Consider the following 19,384-nt stretch of genomic DNA (forward strand, 5'->3'; position numbering starts at 1 on the left):
GGGATCGAGTTGCCGAGTGATTTACCAGCAAATTTTTTCTAATCGGAGCGAAAGGCGGCCTGTAAATCTCGTCATTCTGTCTAAACACTCCAATCTTCCTTGTGTGCTTATCCTTTTTAACTGCTGCGCCAGACGGGCAGTTTTTAGAAATGTGGCCAGAGTCCCATAGAAATGTTGAAGAAATCGACAGCCGAGGCGAACATTGCCATCAGCAACACACGGCCCAGTCGTGACCGAGTCCTTCTCGAGTTGAATTTCTTTCTGACGTCTTGTGTCGTATCAGCAGTATTCCGGGGTCCCGTTAGGGGGGAATCTGCTGAGGTCAGAATTGAAAAGCGATTCGAGCCTTTATCAACCCAGGAGTTTTTTGATGTCCCTCTCAGATTTGGCGTGCTTGGATCTTCAAGAGTGTCGTGAACTGCCACAGAACACACTGATGGCTCCATTGCCCCTGCTGCGGGAACTGCGCTGTGCACTGGGTGCAACGACAATCAAAATGCTCGTTGGTCATAACTCTGCCGTACTGGTCTCGTCAGACCTGTATGAAGCTTTCCATGTTTGGGAAGACGACCACACCGTTCAAGAAGACAATGACGGGATCGATCCAGCTCAGCTGAACTAGGTTCTCCCGCGAGTGCCGTTTCACTCAGTTTGGCAGGACTCGGTCATGGAGATGGAATCGCACGCTCGCGCGGGCTTGAATTGATCTCGGCAACGAAAAAAGAACCCTCTTCCCGGGGGGATACGGCGGCATGATGCCGCCGTTCTTTTTTTGGTACTTATTCAATTGCAGCTTGTTTGGCCTGAAGTCCGGCCATTGTGCAACCTTCGCTGGCTGTGCAACGTTTGCTGCGGCATGTTCACTGCGCAACGTTTCGCACTTACTTCCAGATGCACGCCTGCTTCATCTTTAGTGGCGAATTCATGACCGGCATTCTTCTGCGACGCCAGTGAATTCTTCTTCCGATCCGGTCAGTGATGCTCCTGGAACTCGATGACTCCGCTTTCGATCAAGGCGGTGATCTTCTTATTTAATTGACTGAGTCGAGACTGCTCTGTTGGCGTCAATTCATCAATTGAAATCTGATCGACCAGTCTCTGGGCCGCAGCGGGACGACTTTGCAGGTACGCATAGATTTCTGCCAGCTCCAATCGACCGCTGGGGTGGTCGGGAGTCTGCTTGAGCATCAGCCGGTAGCACTCAGTCGCAGATTCCCATTCTTTTCTCTTTCTCAGTCCACGCGCGACGGCCAATAGATCGTTCGGCGGCGCCTGATACTCAGGATTCTTTCGAAGGATTTGCTGGAGAATCTGGAAGGCTGCGTGTGGTTTCCCTTGTGCTGCGAGTTCGGGAAATCGTGCCTTCTCTGCATTCAAAGCGACCAGGTTGGAAGAGCTGGATTTCTTAGTTTGAACCCGGTTGGCGGACCGGCGTTGATCGCGGCGCTCGGAGTCTCGCTGGTGCTGCCAGGAGAACTGATTTTTGTCGATTGGGGTTTCGTTCTTCAGGACAGTGAAGAGATCCCAGCCTTCACAGTCAACCGTCTTGGCGCGAATCATATAGCAAGCAATCGCCAGACCGACGGCGGCACCCATCAGATGGAATAATTCACTGAGGTCGGACCGGTCCATGACAAATATCAAGCCAGAGAATGCCAGATTCATCGCGGCAAACCAAAGGATCGAAATCTCCATCACCCCAAAGCGAAGCATGAAGGCATAAAAGACAGAAAGTTCACTTTTGGGGGCCCAGATAAGACACATCGTCATCAAGCCGAAGATGACAGCCGACGCGCCGCACGACACCCCTGACGAGTTCCAGAAGAGAAATTGTTCCGTCACACACTGGATGATTCCAATGGCGAGGTAGATGAACGCAAATCGGGCCCAGCCGATCTTCCCTTCGACGATCAGGCCGAAGCACCACAGGAAAATCATGTTTCCCACGAGGTGGCCGGGATTGGCGTGGACGAAGTTAGACGTGACCCAGGAAATGGGCGTCAGACCCTGACCGTGTGGGAGACTGAGGTTCTGGTGGAGTTCAGGCCGCGTTGCCAGAACGATGAAAATCGCGAAGTTCAGGCCAATCAGGGTCAACGTTGCGATCGGTCGATAATAGAGAGGTGCGTCGGTGGTGTAGGGAATGAACATCTCTTTCGCCTCTCCCTGAGTCGCCTCGACCTGCTTCTTGCAAAAATGAACATCCTGGACCAGTTACTAGAGCAGGGCACCGTTTGGTTACGATCGCCGCTGCCATGCAGTTCAGAATTTCTTTCTGGTTTCGTTCTCATGTCTACGGTGAAAAGCGGCGTTTGCATGCCATCTGAGGTAGAGAAGTGCTTGCTCCGTCTGGAATTTGGCATCTGTCCATAATAAAAAAGCCCTTCCTGTATGAGGAAGGGCTTTTTGCTTTTCGAGAGACGTTTGCCGTAAAAGGCATCGCCTTGTTGTGTCCGGGAAAATTATTCGCGTGGGAAGTTGTCTCGGAGGACTGGCACGAGATAGTTCAGGCATTCCAGCAGGACTTCGGCGTGGATTCCGGTGGATTCGACGTCTTTGACGACTTCCTTTGGGTAGTACTGCAGAACTGGTTCTGTTTCCTGGCGATAGACTTCGAATCGTCGACGAGTCACGGTATCGCTTGCGTCGTCGATACGGTTTTCGAGCACTGCACGACGACGAATTCGGTCAATCATCGCCTCTTCATCGTGGCATGTCAGGTGCAGCAGCAATTTGACGTCGATGTATTCTTCGATCATCTTGCACTGGTGAATATTTCGTGGAATTCCATCGAGCAGCAGCAGGTGCTCGGTTGGACGAAATCGCTCAGCGGCGCGCTGTGATTCCAGCCAGTTCAGGAAGATGCGGATGGTGACATCGTCCGGTGCAAGTTCGCCTTTTGCACTGTGCATTTTGACGATCTGACCTTCCGGGCTGTGATTGTCGAGCTTTCGGAAAATCACGCCGCTGGAAAGGTGAAAGAAGCCGGGGATACGGGTGAGAATTTCCCCTTGAGTTCCTTTTCCTGCTCCGGGAACCCCAAAAATCAATGCAGCAGGATAGGGGTAGCGCGGCTTATTGGGCGAACGCTTGGCCGATTTTGTTGTCATTGGTTGCAGATCCTGGCAAGTGCAAGCGATTCAAAGTGACATGTGTTTATAGGGTAATTAACCCGGCTGATATGAACAGCCGATCGGCCAATGTTTCGCAGTTTTGGTGATTTGCTGTTCACTGACGTGGAATAACCTTGATCGCTGGAAAATCTGTCTGCGGTGGTGTTATTTGCGTCGTGTGGTTTTTGACGAAAAAGTCGGTTTCGGGCGAGGGGGGCGGGAATCGCTACAGAAGTGTTTTACATGGCGCACCGACTCAGCGCAGTCGGGCATAAAAAAACACGCGGCAGCGTTCCATGATGCGAAACGCTGCCGCGTGAAAAGTGCTTGAATCAATTCGAGATCGCGTTTAGCGTTCGAGTTGGCTGCGACGATCTCGCCATGGGATGTCCAGAGGTTTCAGGTTCGTGTCCAGAAACTTCAGGGCGAAGGCGTAAACAGTTGGTTGGCGGAACAACGCCATCCCGGCTTCTTTGGTGTCTGGAGTCAGGAACTCAGAGCGGGACGGCTCTTTGGATGACTTCGAACTGGTGACATACGAGTTGAAAATCGACTCGGTCTGTCGTTTTGCAGCCAGATCTTTTGCACCGACAACAACCTGCAAGGCAATGAATGGAGTCAAGCCCTTCAAGGTGCGGAGTGATGTCCCGGTTTTCAGGCGTCCAGCAGCGGTTTCCGGGGAAACGAGGATGATTGCTTTCACGTCTTGTCCGCGTGGGGTGCGGTTGGCAGGAATCGGAGCATCGTCGAAGGGCGGCAGACTCCAGTTGAATGCCGCGTAGGCAGTGGCAACAGCGGCGGAGTGTCCAATTGCCACGATTCCCAGCTTCTGCATGTTCAAACGCTGAGACTGGTGTTCTGCAAACAGGAAGTCGTGTACGGCGGACATGTCCCCTGCGAGCATCGCTGGATAATCGTTCGGGCCGACTTCCATGTTCCCTTCCGGGATGACGCTGTCGCCATGCTTCCGCAGGTCAACTGTCAGAACGACGTAGCCTCTCTTCTGCAGCAGAATCGGAAATGGATCCTGATCTCGTGGGGCTGAGTTCTTTTCCCAGAGCAAACGGTTTTCACCGCTTCCGTGCAGCAGAATCACAACCGGAGCATTTAATGGAGTTCCACCTGGATTGTCTTTGCTTTCCTTGAATGGAAAGTATGTGACATGAATCGGGAAGCCATCTGGAGCGCGGAGAACTTCTCGCCGACCTTCGTTCTGAGCATGTGCCCAAGGACAGAGAATCAGTGTTGCGAGGACGACGCCAATGCCACGAGCGAGAAGATTCATTTGGACAGGCCTCATCTGGGGTGTGCGAGGGAACTGAAGACCGGGAGGATCCAGCATATCGTTAGTAAACGGCCGCAATCTGCCTACCCCAGTTCCATTCAGTCTAAACCGCCCGGAAAACGGGGTCAAACGGGCTTTCAGAACCACCTAACCAGATTGTGACGAGAATGATTGAGTAACCGCTATATGTCTTGTGTTTGTTGTATGCTGCCCAGGTTGCGACGTTGGTGTTAGATGGATCTAAAAGCGTTGCGGGAACCTGTGTTGGGCCGTGTGCTGATGCGAACGTGAGAGGGAGGGGGACTGTATGGATTGGGCTTGCAGATCCTTGGAGGTCCCTTTAGTTTCCGAAGCTGCCAGACGCTTCAACGTTCGAGTCCGGTTTGGATCGGGACGAGCTGTTTGATTTTGGCGGCGAGCCGTCAGTTCACCGCAATGGCTCGATTGCTTTTTAAGGTGATCACGCAATGTGTCACATTCCGGCTTCTCTTGTCTTGATATGGACAGCGAGCCGTTCTGAAAGAGTCGGTGCTGTTCAATGGGCTCTTTGACTGGCTGTAGAGAGTGCCCTTGTCTGAAACCGTCGAGACGTCTTGGCGTTATTGAGAAAGATAGAGAAGGAATCGCAGGGACAGATGACTTCAGGATTGATTGCCGTACTTGTTTTACTCGCTGTCGTTGTCGTGATGTTTGCTTTCAACAAGCCGCGAATGGATGCGGTGGCTTTGGTCGCTATTTGTGCGCTCCCTTTCACTGGCGTTGTCGAGATCAGCGAGACGCTTGCCGGGTTCAGTGACCCGAATATTGTGCTCATCGCAGCATTATTCGTGATTGGTGAGTGTCTGGTTCGAACCGGTGTCGCCAGGCAATTGGGAGATTGGCTCATCAGACAGGCAGGGAGCAGTCAGGTGCGCCTGGTGACTCTGCTGATGATTGTTGTTTGCGGGCTGGGGGCCACGATGAGCTCCACAGCAGTCACGGCCATCTTCATTCCTGTTGTTTTGAGAATCTGCCAGCGAACCGGAATTCCGGTTGGTCAGTTAATGATGCCCCTCAGTACGGCAGCACTGATCAGCGGCATGACAACGCTGGTGGCAACGGCTCCGAATCTGGTTGTGAATAGTGAATTGGTCCGTCGCGGGTTCGATGGCTTCGGGTTCTTCAGCTTCACTCCATTCGGCGCCCCGATTCTTGTTCTGGCCATTGCTTACATGCTGACGGCAAGACACTGGCTTCCGAAGGGGGAGTCGCAGGCCGCTGCGGTCAGGTTTTCACGACCATCAATGCTGGAATGGGTGGAGCGGTACAACCTGGTCGATCGTGAGTACCGACTTCGGGTTTCGGTACGCTCCACGGTTGTCGGGAAGCGGTTGGAATCGCTCGATCTGCGCGGCTCTGAAGGTGTGAGTCTTGTCGCGATTCAGCGTGGGCGGACATTTTTGCAACCAGCTGCAAATACATTGCTGAATGCCGGGGATATTCTCTTCATTCATAACTTCTCGTCCAATCCGGACGTGAAGACGCTTCAGGAGAAGTACGGGCTCGATGTCCTTCCGCTCGCCGGTTTGCAGTTCACTGATCATTCGCAGGACATTGGAATGGCGGAGATGTTTGTCCCTGCGGATTCCGGTCTGATTGGCAAGACGATCGTCGATTCGGCGATTCGTTCCCGATTTGGGTTTTCAGTGATTGGGCTGAGACGTGGGACGGTGGCGATCGACCAGAATCTGGGAGCGGAACCGCTTCGGTTAGGGGATACATTGCTCGTGATTGGTCCCTGGCGAGCCATTCGCAATGTGCAGACGATCGGGGGAAATGACCTCTTTCCGTTGAACTTGCCGACAGAAGTTGATGATGTTCTTCCTGTCTCCGGGAAATCCATCTATGCGTTACTTACCCTGCTGATGGTTGTGGTCTGTATGGCAACGGGAATCCTTCCCAACGTGCATGCGGCATTGATCGGATGCCTCGTGATGGGAGCACTGGGGTGCATCGACTTTGAAAGTGCTTATCGCTCTATTGATTGGAAAACACTGGTCCTGATCGTGGGGATGCTTCCGTTTTCGATTGCCTTGCAACGGACCGGCGGTGTCGATCTTGCTTCGGACGGTTTGATCTGGTTGACGAGTGGTCTGGGAACGCATGCCGTGCTCGCGGCACTGTTTATTACGACCGCAATGTTGGGACTGTTCATCTCGAACACGGCGACTGCAGTGCTGATGGCGCCGGTTTCACTGTCAATCGCCGATCATCTGGAAGCCTCCCCTTATCCGTTTGCCATGATTGTGGCATTGGCCGCATCGACTGCGTTCATGACGCCAGTCTCGTCGCCAGTGAACACATTGGTGGTGACGCCGGGAAACTATCGCTTTATGGACTTCGTTCGAGTGGGAACTCCCTTTGCTGTCGTTGTCATGTTGGTGAGTGTCCTGCTTGTTCCGTTATTGCTTCCAATTTGAGGACTTTTGCCGGCTTCGTCGGGGGGCGTCTTGACGAAGCATGTGTCGAATTTCTGCAGACCGGATACAATAGGAATGCGGATGTTGCGAACTGAGCCGATCCCATTTGAGTGAGCGGAATCGAGGCTCCTCCGCAGCATTCAGACCACTTTTGAAGCGACACGAAATCCAATGCCATTCCGACTGACCTGGGACAAGCTGCTTTCCGCAACACGGCCTTCACATCTTGATCGCCGTTCTTCTGCTCCGTCAGGCCAGCCGATTCAGGCAGACGTCGACACCAGAACCGAATTTGAAAAAGACTACGACCGCATTGTCTTCTCCGCGCCATTCCGCCGCCTTGCAAGAAAAACGCAGGTTCATCCACTCGCTAAGAACGATCACATTCACAATCGGCTCACGCACTCGATGGAGGTCGCGAGCGTCGGGCGATCGTTGGCGACACGACTCGTTGAGAAACTGGAACAGGATTCAAGTATTGAAGGGCGACAAGCCAGAGAAATCACCTGGGTAACTCTCTCAGCCTGTCTGGTGCATGACCTTGGTAATCCTCCGTTCGGGCACGCTGCTGAAGAAGCGATCCGGCAATGGGCAATTGATCATCACCAAGGACTGTTCCATTACGACCCGGCGTTTGATGGTAAGCCCCTCTTCAAGAGTGAACAGCAGAGGCTGGATGTCATTTCCGACTGGCGGAATTTCGAAGGAAACGCGAACGGCTTTCGGTTCGCTTCTCGCAAAGATGTTTCGCTGATCAGCTATCTCAATTTGACTCATGCGACACTCGCATCGACGATCAAATACCCTTGGACTTCGCAGCATCCCAATGCGACAAAAACCGGGAAGCACAACATCTACTCTACCGAGCGAGAGATCTTTCGCACGATGTCCGATGACCTCGGATTGACGATGCCGAATGGGGAAGTCTGTCGCCATCCATTGTCATTTCTGACTGAAGCCGCGGACGATATCTGCTATCGAATTATTGATCTGGAAGATGCGGTCGAGTTGAAGATCGAGAGTCACGAGAATGTGAGGAAGCTCCTCTGTTCGATTGCTGAGTTCGAGTATCGGGAGAACATGAACCTGCAGTTTCTCCGTGCGATTTCGATCGGCAAACTGACGAACAAGCTCTGGTCTGTGTTTGAGGCCGATTACGAACGGATTATGAGCGGTGAACGACAGGAGGATCTCAAGTCGTCATTGGATGAAAAGACCAAAGAACAGCTTGCGGTGATCAAAGAGATCTACACCAATATTTTCAGCCATCCAAAGAAGATTGCGATGGAGATTGGTTGTTATCACATTCTGGGAAGACTTCTGCACGAATTGTTGAAGACGGTCAGGGCCATTCATATGGCAGAGTCTTTTGAAAATCTTCCGTTTATTGCCAGACGTTGTGCAGAGTTGGCGTGGACAAGCGAGTACACCAAAGAGAACTTCAATAAAGACTATTCATGGTGGTTGTCTCAGATGATGGATTTTGTGAGTGGAATGACTGACGATTACGCTGCAAGTCTTTCCAGCCAGATCACCGGTCACAGTTATTCCGACCATTGATCTACTGAGCATCGACCGAATGCCCTGAACAACAAATGCCGTCGTCATTCCACTGTCAGGATGACGACGGCATTTCTGTTGTGGTTCCCAGCTACGCTCGTGCTCAATGCAGACTGATTACGAGACGTTTTCGGTCTCCAGCCCATGATGTGATTTCAGCATTGAGATGAATGCTGGATTCAAAGTGATGCTCTGGTCCTTGATGTGTTTCAGCATCTGATTGGAGAGCGATGTATTCAGCTGGAAGTAGCGAACGCGTTTGTTCAGTTGGACGAAGTCCGTTTGATCAAATGCAGCCGGAGCAGAGGTTCCATTCACCTGCGGCGCGTGAAGGGTGCAGTTGGTCAGATGTGTTCCGAGTTCGGCATCGAGAGCATAGATCGGTTTCGTACCAGCTTTGACTCGTGGAAGGAACTGGCAATCGTTCACGACGAGCTTTCCGCGGAGAGGGCCTTCAATCGCCGCCGTAAGTCGGTCGATGGTGCCGTTTGAAACCACGACATTGGCCGCGCTTCCTCCAAGAGATAAGCACAAGTTTGGGCAGTTCGTCACTTGAATATTTGGGTAGAGCCCTCTTCCTTCCGGATAGGCCATTGATCCTTTCGAACCCAGGTTCAGATGTGCTTGTAGCGCTGCTCCGGGAACCGACGCAGGGATCTCTTCCAGATCAAGATTTGCAAACTCCATCTGGCAGTTTGTCTGCAGAAGGTTGCCGTCGTAACCTCCAGATCGTGGCATCTGATAGTGATACGGTGAAGGAATTGAGACGATTCTCATCCCTTTGTCTCGTCCGGTGACTGTCACATTTCGGAATGAGATCGCATGCGGAAAGAAGACAATGGCATCCTCTTTCGTCGTCGAAAACTGAGCAATTTGCATCAGCCAGATCTCTGATACCGACTTTGGGAAGTAGCTGAAATCAACGACCAGATTTTCCACAGACAGAGTTCGGGCACAGCCAATCGGGTACCCATAATTGAATTGAGCCGGTCTGCTGTACAGGACGGAAACGGGTCGGTCATGAGATGGGACGATCCGGCAATTTTGGATGCGGATATCGCCGTTCCAGGTTCCTCCAAAATCGCTGCGGAGATTGACGAGTGTGTTTGCGTGACTGGTGGTGTTTTCAATTGTCAGGTTACCGCCACCGGTCACTGAGATCCCGCGCATTCCAATGGTTGAATCCTGAATCGTCAGGTTCCAGCAATGAAAGTGAACATCAACACGATTGAGCCGACAATTCTCGATGCGGAAGTTCTTGTTCAGGTTCGTTCCAAACACGCCCCAGTGAAGCCATGTTCCATCTGCAGTCAGATTTCGGAACGTGCAGTTGAGCATGCGCGCACCGCCAATTCCATATGTTCCGGAGGTAACCTTTCTCGCTGGATCTGCGCGATTCTGTTCCCATGGAATCAGCCGAATATTCTCCAGCGTGACATCGAAGACACGGCTGAGGTAATAAAAGCCGCTTCGGGCCTGCATCGAGATGTCGCGGTTGCCGGGTTCCAATCCCTGCCACTGGTTACGGATGATTGTTCGACTGCGCTGAATTGAGAAACCGCAGCTGAAATAGTTTTTATGCTTATCGCCGGGGATGTCGCCGGAGACATAGAATCCCCCGCCATCAATGGTCAGATAGGTGTTCTCACAAGGCTGCGCTGTAAGTGTTGTGTAATCCTTGAAGCTCCATGCGATGTCTCCGAGGATTCGCCCATCTTCTTCAACATAGAAGAGTTCTTCGCGTGCCCACGATTGCCCTTTGTAATCGTCGCCTGAACGATAGCCGATTCGGTCATTTGCGTCGGCGACCGTCACCAGGCAATTGGCGTAAGGGGCCATCTCCGGGAGCACAGCAACACCCGGCTTCAGCTTCTCAAGAAATGAGGCCTTTTGGGCATCGGTGAGTTTGATGTTCTGATTGGGCGAAAGCCCGCGAACGATGAACCGCGGTTTGGTCGGGAGGCTGAATTTTTCATTGATATGAAAAAGAGTGCTCCCCCATTCCACGTTGGTGGAGATGAGGATTTCGTGAGTCTTGGTGATCCAGTATTCACCGGAATGATGAATGACCGGCAACCGATGTTTGTTTGCAAAGAGATGAGCGAGTTTGATCTGGACGCCGTCGTCGCTCTTGCCGTCCCCTTTGGCTCCAAACATGTGGTAGTTGACCACGTTGTCTGGCAGCATCCTCGCCTGTTTCCCATTTGTCAGGGCAATGACATCGGCGTCATTGGCAGTGCTTCCCATCTCTGGGGCGGCAATTTGATAGTTCGCACTTCCGCCATCACCAGCATTGAAATACCCGAGGGTGCAGGTGATCCATCCGTCCTGTAACTGAGAGTCATCACGCATCGCAGCAACGTTGGGGAACGTGCGGATCTCGACGTTGTTGGACGCTTCCTTCGCTTGGGTCTGTTGAGCGATGGCGGTTGAACTGCTGGCAACGGTCAGTCCCCCCAGCCCCAGCAGAGCAAGAGCCTTGCGACGCTGGATGGAGGTTTCGCTTCGAAGTGGAGTTGCGTCAGTATTCATGGGCGTGAACTTGTCTGCAAAAGTCGGCGGGAGAAGTTGCAAACCAGAACCATTCGCTCTCGCAAACGGCTCTGCTGCCGAGGATGTGTCAGGTGAGGTCGTCGTGAGTATGAATGCATAAATCCAGTCTGACCACGTGAGGAGTGATGGTCAGACTGGATTGCGAATAAAATTTGCCTTAAAGACAAATTTTGAACTGAAATAGTGGTGTCTGAGCGTCGAACAGGGGGAATCAATTGAATCTTCCTGCTTGTATCGCAACAGACGTGAATGCTACGGCCGATTAACTCAACCACTCGTCGAGATGTTCGCGAACGAATTCATCGTCGACGAGATGTGGGTAAGCGGCACGAACGCGATCGATTTCTTCACGCTGACTTGTTGTCAGATCAACATCATGTTCGAGGCAGAGAAGATTGCTGAGCAATCCCTGCTGCTGGAGTGCATAGTGGATGCCCACGATGCAACCTCGGAACTTGTTACGAGCGTCGAACAGAGCAGCGTTGCTGTCGGTCACCTGAGCCGCGAGAGTCAACAACTCTGCAGGAATCGTTGGCTGTCCCCAGGTCGCTTTACAGGTTTTCAGCAGCTCAACGGCACGACTGGTCCAGCATGCCCAGTGTCCGAGCAGACCGCCGACAATTCTCAATCGGGTTGATTGATCACCGACTTTGACATCGTATTCGGTCAACAGGTCCAGAACGATGTTGTCGTCGTTACCGGTGTAGAGTGCAATTTCCTTTGACCGACCAGACTCAGCGATTCCCAAAACGACGTCGAGCGTCTTGTAACGATCGAACGGGGCAATCTTCACCCCGACCAGATTGGGAATAGTCGCCAGTTGTCGCCAGAAGGTTCGAGAAAGTTCCCGACCGCCGACTGCGGATTGCATATAGAAACCGAAGATCGGAATCTCTGCTGCAATTGCCGTGCAGTGCGCAATGAGTTCTTCATCGGTCGCTGAGGACAGAGCAGATAACGACACCATTCCGATGTGGTAGCCGAGTTCTCTCGCCAGACGTGCTTCCGAGATAGCTTGAGCTGTCTGCCCACAGATCCCGGCAAGCAGGACTGTTTTTCGGCCAGTCGTAGCATCGCGATCTTTGACTGTCTCGGCACCCAGTTCGAGCACTGGCTTCAGAAGCCCGACTTCTGGAAGACGGATCTCGAATTGGGTTGTGTGTACCCCGACTGCGAGACCATCGACTCCAGAGGCGTGGTAATACCGAGCCAATGCACGTTGGCGACGCTCGTCGAACTTACGATTGTCTGTGAGTGCGAGTGGATGAGCAGGGATGACACCGCCGGCGCGGATCACTTCTCCGACCCAGGCTTCTGGCATCGGAAAGCCGTTGCTGAACTTCCCCTGATTTGAAGAACTGTTAGTAGACGCCATCGCGCACCTCGAAGTGTGTTGGTTTATTAAGTAGGCGTCCCTCGCGACGCACCCATTCTGCGGTCTGTTGAATCACAGTTTGGAGCGATGTTTGGGGAGTTCCCAGATGGCGGCACAATTCGCTGGAATTGCTCAGCAGTGCAGATGGAGCTTCTTCACCCGTGAAGCGAACTTCCCGATTGAGAAGTCGCCCAAATTCTTCCGCGAGTTTGCGGACGGACAATGTCTCTGTGCCTGTCAGATTGAGAACTGCAGGAGGTGACTCTGCAAGGTCCAGACTGCGGATGATGGCGCTGTTGGCATCGCCTTGCCAGATGCAGTTCAGGTAACCGTTGGTCAAGTCGATCGGCTGACCGGCAAAGACTTGTGTGGCGATGTCGATCAGGACGCCGTAACGCAGATCAACGGCATAGTTGAGACGAATGAGAACGACTTTGGTGCCATTCGCGGCGGAGTAATACTGGAAGATCCGCTCTCGCCCGAGCGCTGCCTGACCGTACTCACCAGCGGGACCGAGCGTGTCTGTTTCAACCGATCCCCCTTTTTCAATCGGGGTCAATGGGTAGACGTTGCCTGTTGAAAGAGCAACGAAACGTGCCTTTGGGAAACGCTGCATGACATAGGCTGGAACGATGGTGTTCGCCGCCCAGGTTGGTGCCGGGTTGGTGCTGGTTCCAAATTTTGAGCCGACCAGAAAGAGGATGTTGTCCGCATCTGGAAGACGTTCGACAGAAGCTTGATCGAGGAGGTCAACGGATACGGTCTCGACGCCGTTATCGTTGAGCACCTGCTTTGACTTGCTGTCCGAGAAGCGGCTGGCAGCAATCACTTTCACACTTGATCCGGCCTGAGTGGCGGCTCGTTGTGCGAGAATCGCGAGGGTCGGTCCCATCTTGCCGCCTGCTCCCAGGATCAGCAGATTGCCAGTGAGTGTCCCCATGAAGCGGACCAGTTCCTCACTGGGAGTCGTGAGCCAATGATCCAACTGTTCTTCGTTGGAGATGTCTAATGATTCTGAATCTGGATGGGCCATGGGGTTCAGATCTCCTCTTGCAACATAAGTTCGCTGCCTGTGAGCAGGGCGAGCGGAAAGTAAAAATTTCGATGAGAATGTCCGGACCGCAAATGACAGTCCGGACATCGTTTCTGGCAGAAAGATTCATGGCCCTCCTGTCATCGTCAGCAATATGGTCTGGCCATGACAGGTGAGAATCTTTTGAACTGCTTATCGGGGAGCAACCTGGTACTCGCCTGGTTCTCCTTCAAAGTAGAAGGCATTCTTGCCAGGGAGAACCTTCGCATTGATGGAGAATCCTTTAGGCCCTTTGATTGACCATGAACCTTCCTTCAAACCGAGCAGGGCGACTTGTCGCTTTGTTCCCGGTGGAATGACGATGCTGTGGGCTTTATTCACTGAATTGGAACTGTTGCTCATGCTGACAATGCGGTCGGCCAATCCAATCACGTAGTTCTCTTTGTATTCGGTGAATTCAACCGGCAATGGCTTGGTTTCGCCGTCGACCATCTGGAACACAGTGAGGAACTGATTTCGCTTCTGTGTCGTCGATGGGGAAATCATGATGCGATGTCCCTTCACCTCAGGGCGGTCAATCGCAGGGGCATCGAGCTGAGTTCCGAAGACGTTTGTTGACTGCTTCCCGCTCAGGAGTTCCAGCTTGCGATCAGCTGGAACAGGGAGCAGCATCTCGACGTGGGTCTTCCCAACCTTCTTGTTTCGCTGGTTATTCAGTACGAATCCGCCGTCGGTGATCTGCGGATCATAGAACGAGTTGATCTGCCAGTACTTTTTGAATTCTGCTTTCTGGGTTGTCATGTCGTCCGTCAGAATGATGGCGGCAGGAATATCTTTTCGTCCCAGGTTCAGAAAACAGAATCCCCGAGTGTATCGGTTCATCTTTGCTGAATAGGCTTTCGTCAGATCGACTTTGAAATAGCTGAACGCAGGTTTCAGTTCTTCAGGTCCGAAGTCAGAAGAGACGACCGAGCCTGTGCTGAAGTGAGGGTCGCGCTTTGTCTGCTCTGGAGTCAGTGGAGCAGATGGGACGAACTTCGTCCCACCATCGTTGACGTCGACTCGCATGAACTTCTCATTTGGATCGTACGCCAACATCATGCTGTGGGCGACTGAACGCTTGTTGAAGTTCATGTCATATGGCGTTCCATAGAACTTGTAGACACCGAGGTCGACGACCTGTGGGCCGCGATAATAAATCTGCAACGATCCTGCATCAGATTGCTGATGGTTCCCGAAGTGGTAACCGCCACCTTTGATTTCGGCCACGACGTCATTGCTGTCGAGGCTGATATCCCAACCGGTTCTTGCAACCATTCCTCCCAGGTTTGGACCGAAATCCATGGAGAGTGGAAGGGACTCCATACTCTTGATCGGTTTCAGTTCAGGGTCATTCAACAACAGGAACTGCATCCGGTTGTTGCCTGGACCACCTTGTCGATAATAGTCCCCCTTCAGGACAGGGTCGTTTGCGTAGGTGTACATCAGCAACGTGAATGGCGCATTTCTCCAATAATTGAAGTCGCCATCTTTGCCATAGATGTTACCGTCGCCGTCACGCAGCATCTGACCATCAGGCATTCGCATATACTGAAAGAACTTGCGAACGTCTTTGATATTGTCGTCGAATGCCGGTTCGCCAGTCATGCGATAGAACAGCCATGCCGCATGCATTTCCCACGCAAAACGGAAGGCTCCGTAGCTGACCCCCTGATCGAAACGAGGCGACTGGTATTCCCAGTTCCGCATCGGAACGAGGTTTTCCAGAATGACGTATGCTGTGTGGTTATACCCCTGTGGGTTCTTCTCATAGGTCGCGATGCTCATCGCCAGCAGATCGCGGTTGATCTGCGCTTCAGCGCCGTGTCCGGTGATAATCGTCTGACGAAACGGAGGCCATCCACACTCCATGTCGAGTGCCAGACGCATCAGGTTGGTGTACAGGCTGTCCTGTTCCTCAGGGGTGAGCAGGTCATTGCACCAGTCATAAACCAGTGATGCCGCGTAAATGGCCTGACCGATTTCCCGAGTGATATCGAGCACGTTTCCGAACTCGACTCGTGAGCTGTAGTCCAACGTCAACTGGACCGCTTCGCGTCCAATCTTCTTGTCACCTGTCATCAGGTAATAAAATGCCTTGGATGTCACTGCTGATTCGAGTGCAGCGTTGTGGGCCACTTCCGCATCAGGCGAGAACTCGAACTTGAAGGGCTTCTTGGCGATGTCTGACAGTTCTTTCCAGACTTTGCTGTGTTCTTCGGACTTCAGACGCTCGCGGATCAGTGGGAGTGTTTCGGTAGTGCACCACAGACGTGGGTGACTTGCTGGTGGAGTCCACTTTGGCTTGTAGTTCTTCGCTGCCTCTGGAATTGCAGGTGGGGTGTATGCACGAATGTCGACGTATCCGAGACGAACACCGCGTGGGAGCCAGATTTTCAGTTCTTGCGTTTCCCCTGTCAGGTGAAACTTTCCCGTCTCTTGCAGCGATCTGTGCCAGGGAACATACACCACGCGTTTGGTCGGACGGCCAGAATCGAACTGCATCTTCATGAAGAGCGAGTCGTATTTCCCTTTCGCGGCATCCATGAGTTTTGCGCCTTCATCGTCAACGACGGCATAGGTGTGCAAAACATACAGCCCGGCCTTGGGAGCCTTCAGAGAAAACGTCAGATCCGGTTGCCGAGATTCGCCATCAGCAGCGGCTTTAACCCCGGCTTTTAATGTGACCCCCTTTTTCTCGACCAACCGATCATCGGTAACGATCTCGCTTGTTTCGCTTGAGACGGCTCCGTCCTTGGCTAACAGTCGAGTTGGTCCGTTTTCTGCAATGCTGACAGGAGCTGCCAGGCAGACCCCCTGAGCTGCGAGTACGGAAAGGAATGCGAAGAGGCTGAGGAGGGGGGGAGTTTTGCTTTTCATCACTCTTGTTTACAGCAGGAGGGAAGGAAGTCTTGGCAGGGGCGCTACTGAATCTCAAAACAGGTCGGGCCGGCAAGAGTGATCAAGTCATGTTTTTCATGATGACGGCAACGGAATTCGCATCCACTTGCAAAGCGAGAAAGCATTCCGATCTGCCGAATTGATACCGCGCCCGATATTTCTAAATTATTGACATTTCACGTTACATCATACGCGAAGCATGTGGGCCCGTCACTAGACTTCCATCGGAGTTTTCAGCTTTGACTGTCCTGTCATCAACGTTTTGCGTCCGCGATGGCCAAAGAAAAATTCCCTAGATCTTTTCAATGACTAGAGTTGGACTGAGCGCTGGAGTTCTCAGCGTCTTGCGAAATGAACTGCCAGCGAGTTCGCATTTCTGGACTTACAATGGCCCCGAGGTCACGATGGCGGAACTCATGATTCCGCATGGCAGAAGTAAAGAAGTTTGTCGCCTCAGACACATGATTCGATCAGGGATTGACCGCCACAATTTGGGCCGAAGAAGAATGCACTCCCCTGTTTGGTATTGATTGATTACATTTTCCTGACACCTCAGATGCAATCAGGACTGTCACGCCACCATGGGCCACTTCAATCCTGTCTGTTCTCTGTTGAGGTCAACTAACCGATTTCCTCTGTCTCTGGTCGTTCGAAGATTATGCCCACATTCGAATATGAAACGTGCTTGAACTGTTCTGCCGAAGGATTGTTTGATTTTCTGGCTCAACCAGAGAACGTCATTCGGGTCTCTTCGCCTGATCTCGGCATCACCTTCAGTTCGGCCCCAATTGTGATTGAACAGGGATCGCAGCTTGATTTCCAGATCATCACGTTTGGACAACTCGTGAAATCGTCGCATCACATTGTCGAGTTTTCGCGTCCAGAACTTGTCATTGAGCAGCAGTTGGTCGGCCCGATGAAGACCTGGATTCATCGCCATGAATATGAAGCCACTCCAGATGGCGTCGTTATGCGAGATATCGTCGAGTTTGAAAAGCCAGGCGGAATCGTCGGATTGCTTTTGACTGAATCAAAGATCTCTGACCATCTGGAAGATGGATTCTTCTACCGCGAGCAACGACTCAAAGAACTCGTGTCAAATGGCGAAATCGCCTAGCCTGACGCCAAGACTTTTGCGGTCACTCATGCGGTGGATGGCAGCGCGAGCAAGTTTGCAGCACGCTCCCTGATGAGAATTTACGAAGCACGCCAGCTGGAAGTCAGCAAGGCGTGCTTTTTCTTTGCGCGTGTTTCAAGAGTTGATTCCCTTGAGAATGTCCACCTGAGTTTGTGTCGCTTTTTCGCCTCGTCGTGTTGCCGTTGGGCGTCGTGGCGTCACGGAAATGTTGCCCTGGGGCAACGTTGGTGGATGAGGTCTGATGGCTGTTTAGATTTTTTATTTGCTCTAACTCGATGTTTTCAATGGCGTTGCGTTTCGAGTTTGTGATGTTGTCTGTGAAGCGGCACTGCATTTGAATTGTCCTGACCTGTTCACATTTCTTGTAGACATCGAAACATGTCTGCGATCACCTTCGTTTAGATCGCGACTGGTCGTCCTTGGGCCGCTTTGGAACTCGCGATCAGCTTGTGTCAGGTTTAACATGCAGACACCTTCAATTCTCATTTCCACTTCCGATGAACGGCTTGGACGTGACCTTGCTGGAAGCCTGACCACCAACCATCAGATTCGCCTGACAACTCAGATTGAACAGGTTCGGTTTCTGTTGGGAGAATCAGGGCCGGATCTGGTTGTGCTTGATCTCCGTCAGACGACCGATGATGGTCGAATGGCCAATGGGGTCATTTATGAACTGGAACTGACTCATCCTGAGAGTCATGTCATTTTGCTGTTGTCTCCAAGGAGCCCTCAACTCTTTGTGGAACACATGTCGAACTCTCGGGTGACCCGGTATCTCGGGCCACCAAGTGCCGTCGAAATCCGGGCGATGATCTCTCGCACACTCGACGAGTTGCGAGCGAATGCGAAACCAGAAGCCGCTGCAGTCGCAGAGCCAGTTCCAGTTGCTCCAGTCGCAAGCGGAACAGGGGTGTCCGCTCCAACTCCTGAAGCAGTCTTTGAAGGGGTGACACGACGCTTTGAAACCCGATCACCAGAGCTGAAGCAGATGCTCGATGATCTGATGGTGGCAGCGTGTCATGATGTCACGATCCTGCTGATCGGCGAAACGGGCTCCGGGAAGACGTTCCTGTCAAATCTTGTTCACGAATCGTCACCACGCAGAAATGAACCGTTTCTGCATATTGCGTGCGGTGCTCTGCCTCGCGATTTGCTGGAGAGCGAACTGTTTGGGCACGCGAAAGGGGCCTTCACCAGTGCTCATGCTGAAAAGGAAGGGAAGTTTCTCGCGGCACGTCGGGGAACGATTCTGCTCGACGAAATTGATGTGCTGGGGCCAGAGCAACAAGTGAAACTGCTGCGTGTCATTGAGACAGGCGAGTTTGAGCCGGTCGGTTCGAATCAGACCCTTCGTTCACAAGCTCGCTTGGTTGTGGCGAGCAATCTGGACCTGCAACCACTGGTCGAGCAGGGGAAGTTTCGCCCTGACTTGTACTACCGTCTGAACATGTTGAAGTTCGAGATTCCGCCGCTGCGAAAGCGAAAAGTGGACATCATTCCGTTGGCGAAGAAGTTCATTCAACGCTTTCAACAGAAGCACGGGATCTCAATTCAGCGAATCGATGATTCATTGCTGGATGCGTTGCTGAGCTACCCTTGGCCAGGGAACGTTCGCGAGTTGGAGCATGTCATTCAACGAGCGGTGATCTATTGCCGCAATGGCGTTCTCTCCAAAGAGCATCTGCCATCGCACCTGCTGTCAGGTCATTACGGTCCAACGAATGATGCGTCTGTTCAACTCGGTGGGACTGCGATGAATACAAGCCAGTCACTGGAGCGGCAGGTCGCTTATTCAGAGCGGGAAATCATCGAGCAGGCATTACTGAAGAACAACTTCAGCCGGACTCGTACTGCCGTTGATCTGGGGATCAGTCGAGTCACCCTCTACAACAAAATGAAGAAGTACGAGATGTTGAAGTAATTCAAAA

General features: G+C 52.4%; 12 protein-coding genes. 5 read left to right on the top strand and 7 right to left on the bottom strand.

The window, feature by feature from the left end:
* Positions 1–370: 370 nt before the first annotated feature.
* Positions 371–622 carry a hypothetical protein gene (locus tag SH527x_RS18020; RefSeq protein WP_437192070.1) on the top strand — a complete coding sequence of 84 codons (252 nt, stop codon included), beginning with the start codon at positions 371–373 and terminating at the stop codon, positions 620–622.
* 350 nt (positions 623–972) lie between these two features.
* Here the strand turns inward: SH527x_RS18020 and SH527x_RS18025 are convergent, their stop codons facing one another.
* The 3 genes from SH527x_RS18025 to SH527x_RS18035 all read right to left on the bottom strand — a co-directional run bounded on the left by SH527x_RS18025 (position 973) and on the right by SH527x_RS18035 (position 4,398).
* Positions 973–2,151 carry a rhomboid family intramembrane serine protease gene (locus tag SH527x_RS18025; protein ID WP_437192071.1) on the bottom strand — a complete coding sequence of 393 codons (1,179 nt, stop codon included), beginning with the start codon at positions 2,149–2,151 and terminating at the stop codon, positions 973–975.
* A 311-nt stretch (positions 2,152–2,462) separates the two neighbouring features.
* The gene (locus SH527x_RS18030; RefSeq protein WP_437192072.1) at positions 2,463–3,110 is read right to left on the bottom strand and encodes an adenylate kinase family protein; all 648 of its coding nucleotides are present in this window, start codon (positions 3,108–3,110) and stop codon (positions 2,463–2,465) included.
* A gap of 352 nt (positions 3,111–3,462) precedes the next feature.
* Positions 3,463–4,398: an alpha/beta hydrolase gene (locus tag SH527x_RS18035; RefSeq protein WP_437192073.1), complete on the bottom strand. Its 936-nt coding sequence runs from the start codon at positions 4,396–4,398 to the stop codon at positions 3,463–3,465.
* Between the two features lie 635 nt (positions 4,399–5,033).
* Between SH527x_RS18035 and SH527x_RS18040 the strand changes: the two genes are divergently transcribed.
* Positions 5,034–6,857, top strand: coding sequence for an SLC13 family permease (locus SH527x_RS18040; RefSeq protein ID WP_437192074.1), 1,824 nt, complete (start codon positions 5,034–5,036; stop codon positions 6,855–6,857).
* A gap of 171 nt (positions 6,858–7,028) precedes the next feature.
* Positions 7,029–8,417, top strand: a complete 1,389-nt coding sequence (gene dgt / locus SH527x_RS18045; RefSeq protein ID WP_437192075.1) for a dGTP triphosphohydrolase — start codon at positions 7,029–7,031, stop codon at positions 8,415–8,417.
* Between the two features lie 117 nt (positions 8,418–8,534).
* Here the strand turns inward: dgt and SH527x_RS18050 are convergent, their stop codons facing one another.
* The 4 genes from SH527x_RS18050 to SH527x_RS18065 all read right to left on the bottom strand — a co-directional run bounded on the left by SH527x_RS18050 (position 8,535) and on the right by SH527x_RS18065 (position 16,297).
* Complete coding sequence (locus SH527x_RS18050; protein ID WP_437192076.1) at positions 8,535–10,949, bottom strand: hypothetical protein; 2,415 nt, start codon at positions 10,947–10,949, stop codon at positions 8,535–8,537.
* Between the two features lie 283 nt (positions 10,950–11,232).
* Positions 11,233–12,345, bottom strand: a complete 1,113-nt coding sequence (locus SH527x_RS18055; protein WP_437192077.1) for a dihydrodipicolinate synthase family protein — start codon at positions 12,343–12,345, stop codon at positions 11,233–11,235.
* Complete coding sequence (locus SH527x_RS18060) at positions 12,332–13,378, bottom strand: NAD-dependent epimerase/dehydratase family protein (RefSeq protein WP_437192078.1); 1,047 nt, start codon at positions 13,376–13,378, stop codon at positions 12,332–12,334. Before SH527x_RS18060 ends, SH527x_RS18055 begins: the two co-directional genes overlap by 14 nt.
* Before the next feature lie 192 nt (positions 13,379–13,570).
* Positions 13,571–16,297, bottom strand: a complete 2,727-nt coding sequence (locus tag SH527x_RS18065; RefSeq protein ID WP_437192079.1) for a hypothetical protein — start codon at positions 16,295–16,297, stop codon at positions 13,571–13,573.
* A 706-nt stretch (positions 16,298–17,003) separates the two neighbouring features.
* On the opposite strand from SH527x_RS18065, the gene SH527x_RS18070 reads away from it, so the two are divergent.
* Together SH527x_RS18070 and SH527x_RS18075 are read left to right on the top strand one after the other, a co-directional pair.
* Entirely contained in the window at positions 17,004–17,435 is a 432-nt protein-coding gene (locus tag SH527x_RS18070) for an SRPBCC family protein (protein ID WP_437192080.1), read from the top strand.
* A gap of 484 nt (positions 17,436–17,919) precedes the next feature.
* The gene (locus SH527x_RS18075) at positions 17,920–19,377 is read left to right on the top strand and encodes a sigma 54-interacting transcriptional regulator (RefSeq protein ID WP_437192081.1); all 1,458 of its coding nucleotides are present in this window, start codon (positions 17,920–17,922) and stop codon (positions 19,375–19,377) included.
* Positions 19,378–19,384: the final 7 nt, after the last annotated feature.

This window comes from Planctomicrobium limosum, from assembly GCF_051465645.1.
Lineage (GTDB): Bacteria > Planctomycetota > Planctomycetia > Planctomycetales > Planctomycetaceae > Planctomicrobium.